Source organism: Nocardia sp. NPDC057455, from assembly GCF_042802775.1.
In the GTDB taxonomy this organism is placed as follows: domain Bacteria; phylum Actinomycetota; class Actinomycetes; order Mycobacteriales; family Mycobacteriaceae; genus Nocardia.
Genome location: NZ_JBHVDM010000083.1, coordinates 1 through 13,944 on the forward strand (window position 1 = coordinate 1; position 13,944 = coordinate 13,944).

Consider the following 13,944-nt stretch of genomic DNA (forward strand, 5'->3'; position numbering starts at 1 on the left):
GCCCTGGATTCACTCGACAGATACGACGAAAACGGCCCGGCCCCTGCCCCTTCGAGGGCAGCGGGCCGGGCCGCAGTGGTTGCTTACTGCTACGGGCGCTTGAACTCGCCGTCGCTCACGCCAGCGGTGAACGCGTCCCACTCGCTGGGAGTGAATACCAGCGCCGGGCCGGTGGGATTCTTCGAGTCACGCACGCCGACCTGACCGCCGTCAAGAAACGCCACCTCAACGCATTCCTTGCCTCCAGAGCTGCGGCTGCTCTTGAACCAACGCGCCCCGGACAAATCAACGGTCACTACGAAAACTCCCTTGCTACCCGCCGGAACATGTTCCGGCTAGTCACGGCGTCCAACGCAGCACGTTGGATTGTTGCAGACGCTTCACGGTAACTGTTCAGGTCTTCTTCGCGCTCAAGGTACATGTCTCCGGTGAAGTTCTCGACGTAGATCACAGTCGGTTCGGTAGCGCCATCCATATCCGGCGCGAAGTCGAGGATCACGAACGGGCCGATAGGTACGCCGATCGGGATGCCAGCGGTGTAGGGCAAGACCCGGATGCTCACGTTGGGTCGAGTGCTCATGTCCGCTAGATGACGCAGCAGCGCAGCCATGGTCGCGCGATCGCCGACGATCGTGTGCAGCACCGACTCGTGGAGCACCACGTCGATGCGGGTCGGCTTGGTCTTCCTGGTGAGGATTGATTGCCGTTCGATCCGCAGCCGGATGCGCCGCTCCTGCTCGTCTTCGGAATCATGCGGGAAGTAGATCCGGTCTAGTGCGCGGGCGTATGCGGCCGTCTGCAACAAACCTGGAACCAGGTCCGGCCGGTAGATCGTCATCTCATGGGCGGACGACTCCATATCCACGTACATAACGAAGCCATCGGGGATGAGATCACCGAAAGCGTGCCACCAGTTCTTCACATCGGCTTGCTGTGCGAGTCCGACCATGACGGCGGTTCGGTCCTCGCTGAAGCCCAGGATCTCGCACAGCTGCTGGACATCGGCCTTCCGCAGCTTGCCTTCTTCGCCGCGTTCGATGCGGCCCAGCTTGCTGATGCTCCACTCCATGAGTCCGGCGACGTCCGCCAGTTTGAGGCCCTGGCTGTTGCGTTGCTCGCGGAGGTACCGGCCCAGTGCGCGGCGCGGCAACGCCTTTCGGGCCGTGCTTCCTACCATTCCGTGCTCCCCGGCGTGTTCGGTATGACAACCTGTTATTGCCATTTTGGACATCCAACTTGCCAGCATGGCACTTGTCCTGCATGTTCAGGAGAGTTTTCCAGGAAATCCGAATTGGCAATGCCATCTTGGCCTGCTCATGATGTCGTGGGTATCGCGCCCGGTAGGGGTGGAGGAGTCCTCCGCACTCGAACATCGGCAGGGGCACGAGGCTGGGCGCACACCTATCCGTCATTCGATGGGAGCAGAGGTCTCTGATGGACCAGCAGGATGCGTTCGGGGACACGCCGCTGTCCCGCTGCATGTTCTATCGCAGGAATTGCGGCTTAAATGCCGTGATCGACCCGCCGGAACTCGGCCGGATCGTCATGCGTGCCGGGTCGGTGTGGGCGGTGTCGATGCCCAGCAGGTTGGGGCGGGCGGTGAAAGCGCACATGCAGAGCAGTGGCGTCGCGCTCGGACCCATTGTCGGACATCCGCGTTCGGGGCGCTGGACATTCCTCATTCGTCCCGACATCGAAGACAACGACGTCAAGCTGTTCGCGGAGATGTTTCGCAGGGACGTGAGTATCGCGCGAGGGGGAGCCGTCATCGCGCTCCCCTCCCCTAGCCCGAACGGCTCCATCCGGCAATGGGTCGTCCCGGCTCGCAGCGCCTTCCTGCCGTCCGGTCTTGCTGCCGTCGATGCGGTACGGGCTTGGTCCGAAGTGATTCCCCAGCCTCCGCGCTATGGCCGGTAGCGCAATGCTGCCTGTGCTCATCGCCTTCGGGGTCGTCTCGTGGCTCGCGATCTGTTTCTTCGTGAGCACGGCGATCCTCGAGTACCGCGTCACCCCTGCGGAGAGGCTCTATCTGGAACTGGCCACGCGCCGTCCGGTTCCATCCGATGCCGATATCGAGCGCCTGTGTGACCTCACCGAGCCGCGCCGCGATCGGTGGGTGCGCACGGATCTAGTTCCGGCGTAAACAGCCGTCACTCCAGAGCAATACGCACATAACACCGAAGTTCTGTCGCGGCTCCGCGCCGCCGTCTCGTGGGAGGTGTTCACCAATGGCCGCCGAGGGCGATGCCGACATCGACGCCGAGTCGAACGGGCCGTGCTACGACACCAACGTCCTCGCCAGGACGCTCTCGTGGTTGGACCACAACAACCCGCACTGGCCAATGCAGAGCTACGAGGCCGCGCGCACGGCCTACCACCATCACCAAGACTGCCCACCCATGACCTGCGCTACCTTCATAGCGGCGCTTTACAAGATCAGGAAATCAAGCGGTGCCCCAGACGATTCCGAAGTTCTCCCCCAGCGAGTGATGACACAAGCCGCCCGCACGAGATCCGCCGTGCGGCGTGAGCACCAACCGGTCCTCGACCACACCCGAGAGCAGGTGTCGCCGCACCCGGAGCAGCCGGACGTGCGTCTGGCGGTGGTGATCGACGGGCACCGGCTGAACTTCGCCGCCTGCCTCACATCCGCATTATGGTTCCTCCAAGAGCAGCACCGGCGGCCGTTCGTCGACTCCGTGGAGGTGATCCCCTGCGACACGAACGGTTTACGGCGGTTGCCGAACGAAAGACTCTACGACGGGCCGTGAACAACCCAGCCGTACCCGGTCCGAGGTCGGTTGCAGTCGGCTGAGCGGCGGGCGGCCGGGGTCCCGCGCTCTACTGCCAGGTCGCGGTATCTGGGTCGATGCCGTGGGCGCGCGCGCTGGCGTCGATGATTCGGCGCATCCACGTGGCAAGCCCGGCGCGGATGCCGTCGTAGTGGGCGGCGAATCCCGGATCGGCCTCGTACATGCGTCCGAGACAGACCTGCATCTGCCTGGTGAGGGGAAAATACGAAGCGAAAACTTCGCGGTGCCGCTCGACGAGTTCATTCGCTTCCGGGCTACCGGGTGTGACGCCGGCGTCCATCGCATCCCCGAGGGCGCGTTCGAGGCAGACAACGGCGTCGGCGATGGCCTGCCATTCCTCCGGACCGCGGGTGGCTGAGCGTTCGGCGTACTGCTGCCATTGCGCCGTGTGTCCGTAGCGCTGACGGGCGTGAGCGGCCCAGTCCGGGTTCCACAGGGGCCCGAAGATCGCGGACTGCTGCTCCGCGGTCAGCAGCAGCCCGCGCTCGTGGGCGTCGATCATCCGATCCAGTCCGGCGCTGAGTTGCCGGAGGCGGTCGATCCGTTCGGCAACCTGGGTGCGCTGCGCGCGCAGTGCGCCGGGCACGTCTGCGGCCGAGCCGTCCAAGATGGCCCGGATACTGTCCAGGCCGAGACCGAGCTCGCGGTAGACGACGATGCGGTTCAGGAGTTCCAGATCACCAGCGGTGTAGAGCCGGTATCCGGCACCCGTGCGCAGTGACGGTCGCGCCAAACCGATCTCATCCCAGTGGTGCAGCGCGCGAACTGTCACGCCCAGACGCGTCGAGACCTGACCAACGGTCAGGCCATCGGCGTCAGCGGCATCAGGCATGCTCATCATTGTCGCCGCGACCGACGCCCGGTGGGGTGATCCCGATGGCCGCGAGGTTCCGCGCCTCCTGACTGGCCGGATCGAAGGGCTTCGCCGCGGTGAAAACGATCCGCGCGTTCTCGGGGGTGATCACCGCCACATCGCGGGTGTTCCAGGGAGTATCCCGTGGTCCATCGACCGAGTTCGGGCGCAACGCACGGCAGGCCTCGACAAGCGAATCGACCTGGCTGAGCACGCACGAGAAACTGACACTCATCGCCGGTGTCTGCTCCGGAACACTTTCCGCCGGGATGAGTAGTACGTCCTGGAACGCCCATCGGCGCAGATGCACAAGGCTGCCGGGAATACTGAACAGCTCGAAGAATCCGAGCCCACGAGTCCAGAAATCCACCGACGCCGCCAAATCGCTCGTGGGGATCGTCACGAACGCGGGCATTCCATAAATGCCACGGAACAGTTCCGGCGCAACCGCATCCGGGCCGGGAGCGGGCACGGGACTCATCTCGAACGCGTTGTAGTAGTCACTCATGCACCCCACCCTCCAGCCTCACGCGACGTGAGGGTCAAGCCGTCATCGAGGAAATGGCACGGTGGGATCACCTCCTGATCGGCCGGTGGTTCGGGACAATACGAGGATAAGAACGCGAGAGGCGCAGCTCTGGCGCAGATTTCATCCTTCCTCGGCGCTGTCCGAGGCGCGCGGCGACGACCGCGGGTGAGCCCTGGTGGCCGAGCGCCGCCCGACACCGCCATCGAAGAGGGCCGGAACCCGTCCTCGATGAGCGGCGTCCTGGCCGCCAGTGTCTATCGTTTGATGCCTACCTGACGGCCCGGCTCTACTTCAGATGCCGGACGAAGAACCGGTTCCCCTCCTCGCCCGCGAATTGCGGGACGCCGGTGTGCCCGCCCATATTTGCGTGCAGCGTCTTCTCCTTGGAGCCGAAGGCGTCGAACAGGTCCAAGGCCATCTGCCGGTCGTTTCCTTCGTCGTCCCACTGCAGCAGGACATGCAGCGGAATGGTGACCTGCCGGGCCTCCTCGAATATGGCGCGGGGCACGTAACTCCCGGCGAACAGAAGGGCGGCCGAGATGCGCGGCTCGACCACCGCCAGCCGGACGCCGATGGAGATCACCCCTCCCGAGTACCCGACCGGGCCGCCGATCTCGGGCAGCGAAAGCAGGGCGTCCAGGGCGGCCCGCCATTCCGGGACCGCCTTTTCGACCAGCGGGAGGACGAGCCGGTCGACTATCTCGTCGTCGACCGGCTCGCCTGCCGTCACCGCCCGGCGCAGGTCGGCGCGGGCCTGTTCGGCGGCGGCCGAACGGGGCCGCTCACCGCTGCCGGGGAGCTCGATGGTGGCCGCGGCGAAGCCCTCCGCAGCGGAGTGCCTGGCCCGGGCCACCAGTCGGGGGTACATCTGGCGCAGTCCGCCGGGGTGACCGATCAGGATCAGGGGGGCCGGTGCGGATGCGGATCCGGGCGTCCACAGGATGCCGGGGATCTCGCCGAGGGTGAAGTCGCGTTCGAGGACGCCGTCGTCGAAACGCTGTTCGGAAATGAATTGCATGTCGTGCCTTTCGGGAGTGCTCTCGAGCGGCGCTCCCGGACGACCTATCGCCCGACCGTGACCCCAGAGGGGAGCACCCATGTCGAAACTGCGTTCACGGGTACCACCTCCTCGTTCTCTGGCACGGCTTCCGGAAAGGTAGCAGTGGTCGCCGTGGTCCGCCAACAGGTTTTCCATGGTTCCACCGATCAGCGCACCCACGGGGATGCCGAGTATCGCTGTCGCCTGGCGGACGGCTGGGTCAGGCGGTGGCCGGGAGGACGATGACCTTGCCCGACAGCGTCCCCGCGGCCGCCCGGGCGTGGACCGACGCCAGGTCTGTCAGCGGGACACGTTCGGTGACGTCGACGATCAACTCGCCACGGTCCACGCGCGCTACCAATTCCGACAGTTGCTTCGCGTCGCCGCGGACGAAGACGTCGATGGCGCGCACGCCGCGTTCCTCGTCGGCCGGAGCGGGCATCCACACGGTGGTACTGACCACGACGCCGCCATCGCGGACCAGGCCGGCCAGCGCGGTGAACTCGGCAGGGCTGATCGGCGCGAGGTTGAGCAGGATGTCGACCGGCTCGGTCACCGCGGTGGTCAGCTCGGTGCTGGTGTGGTCGATGACCTCATCGGCGCCCGCTGCCTTGACGTGCTCGCCACTGCGGGGGCTGCCGGTCGCGATCACATAGGCGCCGGTGGCCTTGGCCAGCTGTACCGCGTAGCCGCCCACAGCTCCGCCGGCGCCGCTGATCAGGATCCGCTGCCCGGCCCGCAGCTCGGCGTGGTCGAACAGAGCCTGCCACGCGGTGAGACCGACCACGGGCAGCGCGGCCGCGTCAGCGAGCGGGATGCTCGTCGGCGCCGCTGCCAGGCTCTCCGCGGGCGCGAGGACGTACTCCGCCGAAGCACCGTCATCGACGAACGGCAGGAAGCCGACGACCTGGTCACCGATCTCGAGGCCGTCGACGCCCTCGCCGAGTGCGTCGATGGTTCCCGCGACATCCACGCCGGGGGTATGCGGCAAGGTCAGCGGCATCGGGCCCTGCATGAAACCTGCGCGGATGTTGCCGTCGACGCCGTTGAACGTCGTCGCGGCGACGCGCACTCGCACCTGTCCGGTACCGGGGACGGGCTCGTCGACCTCCTCGTAGCGAAGGACATCGGGGGCGCCGTACTCGTGGAATCGAACTGTCTTCATCGTGGTGCCTCATTCTCGAGGGTCATGTGCTTCGAACTCGAAGCACATAACCAACGTAGCAGTGCTTTGAACTCGAAGCAAGAGCTTCGAATATGAAGCAAGTGGTAGAGTTCGCGCCATGCCTGACACACCGCGGCCCCTGGACGCCGTCCAGCTGGGCGCGTACTTCGCCCTCATGGAGGTGGCGGGCCTGCTTCGGCACGCGGTCGAGCAGCAGCTGCGCGAAGCCGGCGATCTGAGCTACGTGCAGTTCCAGCTTTTGGCGCGTCTCGGCCTCGACTCGCCGACCGGCAGTGAACGCATGACCGACCTGGCCGACGGCGTCGTCTACAGCCGCAGCGGGTTGACCTATCAGGCAGGTCTGCTCGAAAAGGCAGGCCTGGTCACGCGGACGCCCTCCGCGGATGACGAGCGGGGCGTTACGGTCACGATCACCGATGCCGGGCGGGCGCTGCTCGCGAAGGTGCTTCCCGGCCATACCGAGGTCCTCAGCCAGCAACTCTTCGCGTCTCTGTCGCGCAAGGACACCAAGGCTCTGGCCGACCTGCTGTCGCCGGTGCGCGACCACATGCGTTCGGCGCCACCTCGTTCGGCAGCGCCTCGCCGACGGCGATAAGGCGCTACCCAGTCGGCCGCTGTCTCACCGGCCCTGGTTGGCGACGAACGCCTGTACGGCGTCGAGGAACTCCGGGCCACCCATGGCGTAGCCGCCGACGGTCGCGCCGATCAGCGCACCCACGGGGATGCTGACGCCCCAGATCAGGATCACACACGCCCCGAGGAGCCCACCCACGATGGCGCCGGTGACGACGCCGGGCAGGTTCTTGTTGATCTGCTCCTTGAGCCGGTCGTAGGAGCTGATGTCCTTCAGATGGGCGATATCTTCGGCGGTCGGGGCCGGGGTCAGCGTCAGGGTGCGGCCGTCCGCAGCGATGTGGGGCGCAGCCGCGATCGAACGGCCGTCGACGGCGAACCGCCGCGGCACTTCGGTCACCACCGCTCCGTCATCGGACTCGAGCACCACCGCACCGTTCTGCGCGAGCTCGAACTCGCCGTTCTCGACGGTGGCGGTAACGACCCTGTCGAGTGGCGAAACGGTGATCTGGTAGTCGATCCCGTGATCGACACCGGAAGTCGTGACCCCCGCGGTCTGCCGCTCCGTCACGGCCGGCTCCGCATGGGCGGTCGCCGCGGTGATACCCAAGGCCGAAACGGCCAGGAAGACGGCAGCGGTGATCTTCTCGAACTTCATCTTCGAATCCCTCCACTCAGCTGCCCCTGATGGGCGGACCGAGTCAGACCTTAGGCGTGGAATCGAATGGTGTGTGGTACGCCACACACAGTTCGAAGTAACTGCACTCCGGTTTCCATGCGCGGGCCGTGAACACGCCGGGACGAGGTCGCGGCAAATACACTGCTCGCATGCGACGACCGCGCGCCATGGTGCTCGACGAGGTGTGGCGCAAGCTCGATGGGGTCGAACCGCTCAGCGGTCCGCACGGAGGTCCGCTACGCCGGACGGTGAAGCTTGTGCTCGACCCGTTGGTGATTCGGCCCGTGCAGCATCCGTTGTGCGCGGGGCCGATCCTGACGGCCGACGGAGCGGTGCTGCTGGAGGCACGCGTTCAGGCGGCGGCCGACGCACTGCGCGCGACGGCGGCGTGGTTCACGGTGCTCAAGCAGGTGCGGCGGACGCTGCGGATCACCGAGGGGCACCCGCAGGATCTGTACTTCCAGCGTTGTTTCGAGCTGGCGACCACCGCGGGCATGCCGGATCCGGCACGGGCGCGCGCGGTGGCGGAGGACGCACTGCGCGAGATCCACGAGTACACCGCGGGACGCACCACGCAGGCGCTGAAGGAGTACCTCACCGACCACACCCGGGAACGGGAGCTGGCCGGGCTGCTCGAGCTGGCCTGGCGGCGGCGTCCGCTCACCCGCCTCGCGGGCGGTGACCACGACGCGGAGGTGGACGAGCTGCTGGAAGCCTGTGCGGCGGCCCGGCTCGGCGAGGACGCCGACGGGCAGCGGACCCTGGACCGACTGGTCGCGGCCCATGCCGGTACGCACACGGGAATCCGGCTGTGGCAGGACGCATCCGCTCGGGAACTGGGACTGACCGCGCATCCGGTGCCGCTGCGCCCCGCGATCGGCTCTTCGGCCTCGAAATCGACCCTCGGGCGTCCGTTCGATCGCACCGTGTACGAGCGGGTGTTCACCGTGTTGCAAGCGTCCACCGAACGCGCGGAGCTGCCGCCGATCCCCGAACTGGTCGACGCCGAGATCGCCCGGAGTTGCGCACCGTGGGCGCTGCTGGACGAGTCGCTGCGCGTGGCGGCGACGGCGGGAACCGCGCTGGCGACCGGCTTGGCGCCCATCGAGCACCGCCGCGAACCGCCGACGGGCCGACCGCGTCTGCGTCTGGCCGAAACAGCGACGGGCACAGCACGTTCCACGGCGCATCAGGTGGTCAACAGCCGCTGGCAGCGCGAAGCGTATGTGTTGCAGGCTCGGCGGTTGGTGGTGTCCGCCGAACCGCCCACCGGCCCGTTGGCCGCCATCGCCGCAGAACTGATCACACCGTGGCAGCCTTACCTGCGGCGATTGTGGGTCCGCCTGCACGGCAGGGATGTTCGGGAGTTCGCGATCCACGAGCCGGACGAGCTGTGGGATCTGCTCGACGGAGTGGCGCGTTCGGTCATCCTGGACCATCGCACGCGGGTCAAGCGGGCGCTGAGTGTGCGGGTGAACGCGGGTGAGCCGGACGCGGCGGAATCGAAGGCGAGCTGATGAGCACGACCGTACGCATCCGCCGCCGCGACAGCCTGTGGATCATCGCGCCGGACGACGCCCCGACCGTCGTGGACGACCGGGCCGGGGTGGACGTGCTCGTACTCGAGGTGGCGGGCGGGCACCTGACCTGGAGCCTGCTGAGCGGGCAGGTGACCCCGGCGGCGGTCCTCGACGACCTCGACCTCGCGCAGGAGTGGATCTGGGCGGTGTACGGCCCGGAGGTGTCCCTCGCCCTCGCGGAAACCGGCGGCGAAGGGGAATACCCGGCCGAACCCGCGCTGCCGGACCTCGCCGCGCGCGCCTGGCGGCTCGGTTACGCGCGCTGGGCGGCACGCTGGTGGCCCGCGTCGATCCTGGACGGCATCGCCCCACTGGACGAGGGCCTGCTCGAGGACGAAATAGCCGCTCTGAGCGAGGAATGCGACCTGATCGTCGACGGCGCCGACGCGGTAGCCGAACAGCGCACGGCTCCCGTGGCGCTCGGGCGCGCGGAGGACTACGCGCTGGCCGCCGGACCCGCAGCGACCGCCGCGCCCGGCGCTCTCGTCTTGGCCAGGGGCAGCGCGGGCTGGGACTGGCAGCGCTGCCCGCCGGGTCTGCTCGACGCCTCGGAACGTGCCGTGTCCTGGGAAGTGGTGCGCGAGGCGGGCAGCACGGTCGTGCGGGTGCGCGCGGTCGCCGCCCCGCTCTCGCCCGCGGACGCCCCGGCGCACCTGCATCCTCGGGCCGGGATTCGCACCGCGACCGACGCCGCCGACGTGCCGCTGCTCCGCGAGGGCGAACTCTGGCGGGCCGAGACCGCGGCCCCCGCCGGAGCGGAAGGGGGCGTGACCGTGCACGTCTACGTGCCCGGCGTCGGCGTGGACGAGCAGGAGCCGGACGCCGCGACCCGCCGCGCGCTGATCCGTGAGCTGGTCACGGCGCGGCTGCGCCGCACGGACGACGCGCCCGGTGATCCGGTGGAGCAACCTCTGCTGGCGGAAATAGCAGCCGCGGCGTCGGATACGGACTTCTGACATGGCCGAGCAGCCTTCGGACGACGGCCGGGAACTGCTCGCCGCGGGCGCCGCGGCCTACACCCGCGGGGATCCGGCCGAGGCCAAACGCCTCTTCGAAGACGCCGCCGAGCGAACTACCGGCGATATCAGGCTCGGCGCGATCATCAACGCAGCGAGCATGGCCGACGAACTCGGCGACCACGCCGCCTCGCTCGCCCTGTACCGCTCGGCACTGGCCGAGATGCCCGACGACGCCCCGCGATTGCGCCCGAACGCGCTGGTCAACATGTCGCAGGCACTTCAGCATCTGGGCGAGCTCGACGCGGCGCAGGCGGCGCTGGAGCAGGCTCGGGCCTTGCTCGCGGACAACACCGACACCGACTTGGGTGTGCTGCGCGTGGCCTGCCTGCTCTCCTTGACCGCCGTCGCTCTCCACCGGCAGAACTGGGCCTACGCCGCCGAACTGGCCACCGAATCACTCGCGGCGGCACGCCGTTTCGCGCCGCAGCTGGCCGGCCATCCGCTGATGAACCTCGCCGCTACCTACTTCGAGACCGGCCGCCGCGACCTGGCCGTCGATTTCGCGCGGCAGGCGCTCGCCGCGTTCGAATCCGCGGGTGATCGCAACGCGGTCGCGGAAACCGAGCAGAATCTCGCCACCATGCTCGTCCGCGTCGAGCGGTACGACGAGGCGGAGGCGCCACTGCGAACCAGTCAGGAGTATTTCGAGCAGGCCGGGCTCGGGCACCGAGCCGGGATCGGCCTCAAAACGATGGGGTTCCTCGCCGAGGGCCGTGGCGATCTGGCGGGCGCGCGGGATTTCTACGAGCGGAGCCTGGCGTACTTCATCGAATCCGAAGCCGTTCTCGACGCCGCGGACGTTCGCATTCGATCGGCCACCGTGGCCTTCCGGTCCGGACGGGTCGGCGAGTGTGCGGAACTGCTGGCCACGGCGTTCGCGATCTATGCCGAGCGTGGCCTCGGCTTGCACTGCGCCCAGCTCGATTTCTGGCACGCGAGGCTACTGGAAGGCGCGATCGAGGCGACCGAGTCACCCACCGCGGAGATGCTCACGCGGGCCGTCGGCATCGCCGTTCCCGCGGCACTGGCCATCGACGCCGTACGCCACACATTGCCGAACGGCACGCAGCGTGAGCAGTGGAACCGGCAGGTCGCCGACCCGGCGATGCGTTTGGCGTTCCGCTTCGCCTACCTTTCCGGCAATGGCACCCTCGTCGCCGACTTGATCGAGACACAGTGCGCGGGGACGACATTGGCGCTCGATCGGGCCGACCGGGCGACTCCCACCCGGTTTCCGCTCGAATTGCTGGATCCACCGGAGGACTTCACCGATCATCCCGGCAGCGCCGCCCTGCAACTGGGCGCCGCCCTGGCCGGGGTCGCGGCCGGAGCCGGCCTGCCGGTCGCGCCGCCACCGCGCCTGGCACTGGTCGCCGAAGGACGGATCGCACTCGCGCCGTTTATCGCCGCCGCGGAGCAGCGCTACGGCCGGGTGATCCGCGACGATCGGGTGCTGACGGTATGACGCGATCGACGGTGCTCGTCCGGATGGCGGACGCGGGAGACATCTACGTGTCCTGGCGGTGGGTCGATGACAGTGCGCCTCGCGGCGCGGGAGTGCTTCCGGAAGACGCGGCGATGCGAGCGGTCGGGCTGCTCGCCGACGCGCTTCCCCGGCCCGCCGAACCCGGCGGTCTCGAGCAAGCCCTCACCACCGGCGCATTCGCCGACTACGAGCGGGAATACGCCGTGGCTCGAGAGCTTTCCCGAGCACTGCTGCCCTACGGCTTGGCCGCACAGCTCTACGAGCTGTGGCAGCGCGGCGTCCGACCGCATATCCGGCTGCAACCGTCACCGCGGGTCGCCCAGGTGCCGTGGGAAATCGTCGCGCCGGACCGCGATGTCCGGCTGATCGACATCGCCGACGTCAGCCTGCTCGCCGCGGCGAGTGTGGCGCAGGCGCCGGGACGGATCGCGCGCAGCTGGACGGAGACCGCCGCGAACCCGGTCGTCGCGGTGCTGGACCCGCGCATCCCCGGCTTCCGCGCCGATTCGACGCTCGGCTCGGTGCTGGGCCGGATGACCGCCGAAGCTCCGCTCGCGCGCCGGATCGCCGATTACGCCGCCGAGGACCGATTGCGGCCCGCGGTGCCGCACCCGGTAGAGGCTTTCCGGCGCACGGATGTCGACCGTGACTGGCTCGGCGCCGCCCTGCGCGCGGGCGCGAGCCGCTTGATCTACGTCGGGCACGTCACCGCCGCCGCGCCCGAATCCGGCCGCAGCGAGGACGCCGAATTGCACCTCGCCTGCACCGCCGATGCGATCGGCTTCGCCGAACCATCCCGCGCGCACCGGCCGCTCTCGGCCAAGGACCTGCTGCTCGGCACACATACCATCGACGCGAATCCCGTTGCCGGATCGCGGCTGTGGCCGATGCCGAGCCGGGTCGCGCTGATCGCCTGTGAGAGCGGCGGCGATCTGCGCTTCAGCGAGGCGCTCGGCCTGACCGCCGCGATGATCACCGGCGGCGCGGAACTGGTCACCGCGAGCCGCTGGCCGCTGCCCACCGATTTCGCCTTCCAGCGCGTAGCGGGCGCACCGGCGCACGCCCTCCCGCTCCAGGAGGCCGTCTGCGCCATCGACGCGGCGCACGAACAATCCGACCCGGTGACCGCCCTCGCGGGATGGCAGCGCGACCGGTTGGCCGCTTGGCGCGACACCGGCCGGATCGAGCATTCCCCGGTGCTCTGGGCGTCCTTCGCGACCGTGTGCGCCTGATCCGGGCAAACCATGCCACTCGGTCTCCATATAGCGGTCTACGTGCGGCGATGCCGTGAGATCCGATCGAAAACGGGTAACGCTACTCCTGCGCAAACCGACACCGAGCATCGAACGTGTGGATAAGCTTCAACGCCGTCAGCCATCACGATTCCTGATCAGGAGAAGTCGCAACACCAGTCGGATGACCGCCTCGACCGGCCTCTGAGGAGCCCACCAATGCGCTACTACGCCGTCTACGACAACGACGGGAACATCGCCACCATCCTCGGACAGCCCGACGACGCGCCGCCGCTGCGCCCCGCCGCCTTCCACCGGGGGCAACGGCTCACCGAACTGGCGCTACCGGAGGGTGTCGTCGATCCCGCCGACCCGGACAACCTGACCGCTCTGCTCGACCTGGTCGCGGCCCGGCGAGCCGACGCGACGACTTCCCATGCCGACACGCCTGCCCACCGCTGAGCAGCACCGCACTTCGCCGCGTCGTCACACCCGCGTGAGTGCGACGACGGGGATGACCCGCGACGTGCCCATTTCGTGTTCGGCGAAGAACGGGTAGGTGTCCTTCAGCATCGCCCAGGTGCGCGCGCGGTCGTCGCCGGTCAGCGGCGTGGCCAGCGCCGGATAGCTGTCCTGGCCGACCTCGACGGTGACGTGCGGGTCTTCCCGCAGGTTCGAATACCAGTCGGGGTGTTTCGGCGCACCGACATTGGACGCGACGATCAGCAGCCGGTCACCGTCGCGGTGGTACATCAACGGGGTGGTGTACGGGGCGCCGGTCCTGCGGCCGGTGGTGGTCAGCAAGATCAGACGGTCGCGCTGCATGCCGTCGATCTCGCCGCCCGCTCGGAACTGAGCGATGGTTCGCTGATTGACTTCCTTGACGTCCACGGTTCACCTCCCTTGGCTGTGGTCGACGAGGCTCAGCTTTCCGTCTCGTCGCACGCCTGTCCGC

At 68.1% G+C, this 13,944-nt stretch carries 17 protein-coding genes; 9 read left to right on the top strand and 8 right to left on the bottom strand.

All coding sequences use genetic code 11. The features are described 5' to 3' along the window. Positions 1-89 precede the first annotated feature (89 nt). Positions 90-296, bottom strand: a complete 207-nt coding sequence (locus tag ACFU5M_RS26550; protein ID WP_379053535.1) for a DUF397 domain-containing protein — start codon at positions 294-296, stop codon at positions 90-92. Next, entirely contained in the window at positions 296-1,177 is an 882-nt protein-coding gene (locus tag ACFU5M_RS26555) for a helix-turn-helix domain-containing protein (RefSeq protein ID WP_379053537.1), read from the bottom strand. Before ACFU5M_RS26555 ends, ACFU5M_RS26550 begins: the two co-directional genes overlap by 1 nt. Before the next feature lie 257 nt (positions 1,178-1,434). On the opposite strand from ACFU5M_RS26555, the gene ACFU5M_RS26560 reads away from it, so the two are divergent. The 3 genes from ACFU5M_RS26560 (at position 1,435) to ACFU5M_RS26570 (ending at position 2,771) form a co-directional block, all read left to right on the top strand. Next, the gene (locus tag ACFU5M_RS26560; protein ID WP_379053538.1) at positions 1,435-1,917 is read left to right on the top strand and encodes a DNA-directed RNA polymerase subunit beta; all 483 of its coding nucleotides are present in this window, start codon (positions 1,435-1,437) and stop codon (positions 1,915-1,917) included. Further along, the gene (locus ACFU5M_RS26565) at positions 1,907-2,143 is read left to right on the top strand and encodes a hypothetical protein (RefSeq protein WP_379053540.1); all 237 of its coding nucleotides are present in this window, start codon (positions 1,907-1,909) and stop codon (positions 2,141-2,143) included. Before ACFU5M_RS26560 ends, ACFU5M_RS26565 begins: the two co-directional genes overlap by 11 nt. An 85-nt stretch (positions 2,144-2,228) precedes the next feature. Next, positions 2,229-2,771 carry a hypothetical protein gene (locus ACFU5M_RS26570; protein ID WP_379053541.1) on the top strand — a complete coding sequence of 181 codons (543 nt, stop codon included), beginning with the start codon at positions 2,229-2,231 and terminating at the stop codon, positions 2,769-2,771. A 70-nt stretch (positions 2,772-2,841) separates the two neighbouring features. Here the strand turns inward: ACFU5M_RS26570 and ACFU5M_RS26575 are convergent, their stop codons facing one another. From ACFU5M_RS26575 to ACFU5M_RS26590, 4 genes are all read right to left on the bottom strand, one after another. Then, positions 2,842-3,645 carry a MerR family transcriptional regulator gene (locus tag ACFU5M_RS26575; RefSeq protein ID WP_379053543.1) on the bottom strand — a complete coding sequence of 268 codons (804 nt, stop codon included), beginning with the start codon at positions 3,643-3,645 and terminating at the stop codon, positions 2,842-2,844. Next, the gene (locus ACFU5M_RS26580; protein ID WP_379053545.1) at positions 3,638-4,174 is read right to left on the bottom strand and encodes a VOC family protein; all 537 of its coding nucleotides are present in this window, start codon (positions 4,172-4,174) and stop codon (positions 3,638-3,640) included. The genes ACFU5M_RS26575 and ACFU5M_RS26580 overlap by 8 nt, the downstream gene beginning before the upstream one ends. Before the next feature lie 307 nt (positions 4,175-4,481). After that, the gene (locus tag ACFU5M_RS26585) at positions 4,482-5,213 is read right to left on the bottom strand and encodes an alpha/beta hydrolase (protein ID WP_379053547.1); all 732 of its coding nucleotides are present in this window, start codon (positions 5,211-5,213) and stop codon (positions 4,482-4,484) included. Positions 5,214-5,454: 241 nt separating this feature from the next. Next, positions 5,455-6,399, bottom strand: a complete 945-nt coding sequence (locus ACFU5M_RS26590; RefSeq protein WP_379053548.1) for an NADP-dependent oxidoreductase — start codon at positions 6,397-6,399, stop codon at positions 5,455-5,457. 118 nt (positions 6,400-6,517) lie between these two features. Between ACFU5M_RS26590 and ACFU5M_RS26595 the strand changes: the two genes are divergently transcribed. Then, positions 6,518-7,015 carry a MarR family winged helix-turn-helix transcriptional regulator gene (locus ACFU5M_RS26595; RefSeq protein WP_379053550.1) on the top strand — a complete coding sequence of 166 codons (498 nt, stop codon included), beginning with the start codon at positions 6,518-6,520 and terminating at the stop codon, positions 7,013-7,015. A gap of 24 nt (positions 7,016-7,039) precedes the next feature. Here ACFU5M_RS26595 and ACFU5M_RS26600 read toward each other — a convergent pair whose 3' ends face one another. Then, positions 7,040-7,651 (bottom strand): hypothetical protein, encoded by a 612-nt coding sequence (locus ACFU5M_RS26600; RefSeq protein WP_379053552.1) that lies wholly within the window; start codon positions 7,649-7,651, stop codon positions 7,040-7,042. Positions 7,652-7,839: 188 nt separating this feature from the next. Here ACFU5M_RS26600 and ACFU5M_RS26605 point away from each other — a divergent pair, with 188 nt between their 5' ends. The 5 genes from ACFU5M_RS26605 to ACFU5M_RS26625 all read left to right on the top strand — a co-directional run bounded on the left by ACFU5M_RS26605 (position 7,840) and on the right by ACFU5M_RS26625 (position 13,451). Further along, entirely contained in the window at positions 7,840-9,189 is a 1,350-nt protein-coding gene (locus tag ACFU5M_RS26605) for a hypothetical protein (RefSeq protein ID WP_379053589.1), read from the top strand. Continuing rightward, positions 9,189-10,208, top strand: coding sequence for a hypothetical protein (locus ACFU5M_RS26610; RefSeq protein WP_379053554.1), 1,020 nt, complete (start codon positions 9,189-9,191; stop codon positions 10,206-10,208). Before ACFU5M_RS26605 ends, ACFU5M_RS26610 begins: the two co-directional genes overlap by 1 nt. 1 nt (position 10,209) lies before the next feature. Beyond that, positions 10,210-11,736 carry a tetratricopeptide repeat protein gene (locus tag ACFU5M_RS26615; RefSeq protein ID WP_379053556.1) on the top strand — a complete coding sequence of 509 codons (1,527 nt, stop codon included), beginning with the start codon at positions 10,210-10,212 and terminating at the stop codon, positions 11,734-11,736. Then, positions 11,733-12,989, top strand: a complete 1,257-nt coding sequence (locus tag ACFU5M_RS26620; RefSeq protein WP_379053558.1) for a CHAT domain-containing protein — start codon at positions 11,733-11,735, stop codon at positions 12,987-12,989. Before ACFU5M_RS26615 ends, ACFU5M_RS26620 begins: the two co-directional genes overlap by 4 nt. A gap of 219 nt (positions 12,990-13,208) precedes the next feature. Further along, positions 13,209-13,451, top strand: a complete 243-nt coding sequence (locus ACFU5M_RS26625; protein WP_379053560.1) for a hypothetical protein — start codon at positions 13,209-13,211, stop codon at positions 13,449-13,451. A 24-nt stretch (positions 13,452-13,475) separates the two neighbouring features. Here ACFU5M_RS26625 and ACFU5M_RS26630 read toward each other — a convergent pair whose 3' ends face one another. Further along, positions 13,476-13,880: a nitroreductase family deazaflavin-dependent oxidoreductase gene (locus ACFU5M_RS26630; RefSeq protein ID WP_379053561.1), complete on the bottom strand. Its 405-nt coding sequence runs from the start codon at positions 13,878-13,880 to the stop codon at positions 13,476-13,478. Between the last annotated feature and the right edge of the window lie 64 nt (positions 13,881-13,944).

Bases quoted from the DNA above. Each gene is read 5' to 3' on its own strand.
- ACFU5M_RS26590 (WP_379053548.1), bottom strand. From the start codon at position 6,399: ATGAAGACAGTTCGATTCCACGAGTACGGCGCCCCCGATGTCCTTCGC.
- ACFU5M_RS26600 (WP_379053552.1), bottom strand. From the start codon at position 7,651: ATGAAGTTCGAGAAGATCACCGCTGCCGTCTTCCTGGCCGTTTCGGCC.
- ACFU5M_RS26615 (WP_379053556.1), top strand. From the start codon at position 10,210: ATGGCCGAGCAGCCTTCGGACGACGGCCGGGAACTGCTCGCCGCGGGC.
- ACFU5M_RS26605 (WP_379053589.1), top strand. From the start codon at position 7,840: ATGGTGCTCGACGAGGTGTGGCGCAAGCTCGATGGGGTCGAACCGCTC.
- ACFU5M_RS26580 (WP_379053545.1), bottom strand. From the start codon at position 4,174: ATGAGTGACTACTACAACGCGTTCGAGATGAGTCCCGTGCCCGCTCCC.
- ACFU5M_RS26575 (WP_379053543.1), bottom strand. From the start codon at position 3,645: ATGCCTGATGCCGCTGACGCCGATGGCCTGACCGTTGGTCAGGTCTCG.
- ACFU5M_RS26625 (WP_379053560.1), top strand. From the start codon at position 13,209: ATGCGCTACTACGCCGTCTACGACAACGACGGGAACATCGCCACCATC.
- ACFU5M_RS26565 (WP_379053540.1), top strand. From the start codon at position 1,907: ATGGCCGGTAGCGCAATGCTGCCTGTGCTCATCGCCTTCGGGGTCGTC.
- ACFU5M_RS26555 (WP_379053537.1), bottom strand. From the start codon at position 1,177: ATGGTAGGAAGCACGGCCCGAAAGGCGTTGCCGCGCCGCGCACTGGGC.
- ACFU5M_RS26560 (WP_379053538.1), top strand. From the start codon at position 1,435: ATGGACCAGCAGGATGCGTTCGGGGACACGCCGCTGTCCCGCTGCATG.
- ACFU5M_RS26595 (WP_379053550.1), top strand. From the start codon at position 6,518: ATGCCTGACACACCGCGGCCCCTGGACGCCGTCCAGCTGGGCGCGTAC.
- ACFU5M_RS26620 (WP_379053558.1), top strand. From the start codon at position 11,733: ATGACGCGATCGACGGTGCTCGTCCGGATGGCGGACGCGGGAGACATC.
- ACFU5M_RS26570 (WP_379053541.1), top strand. From the start codon at position 2,229: ATGGCCGCCGAGGGCGATGCCGACATCGACGCCGAGTCGAACGGGCCG.
- ACFU5M_RS26585 (WP_379053547.1), bottom strand. From the start codon at position 5,213: ATGCAATTCATTTCCGAACAGCGTTTCGACGACGGCGTCCTCGAACGC.
- ACFU5M_RS26610 (WP_379053554.1), top strand. From the start codon at position 9,189: ATGAGCACGACCGTACGCATCCGCCGCCGCGACAGCCTGTGGATCATC.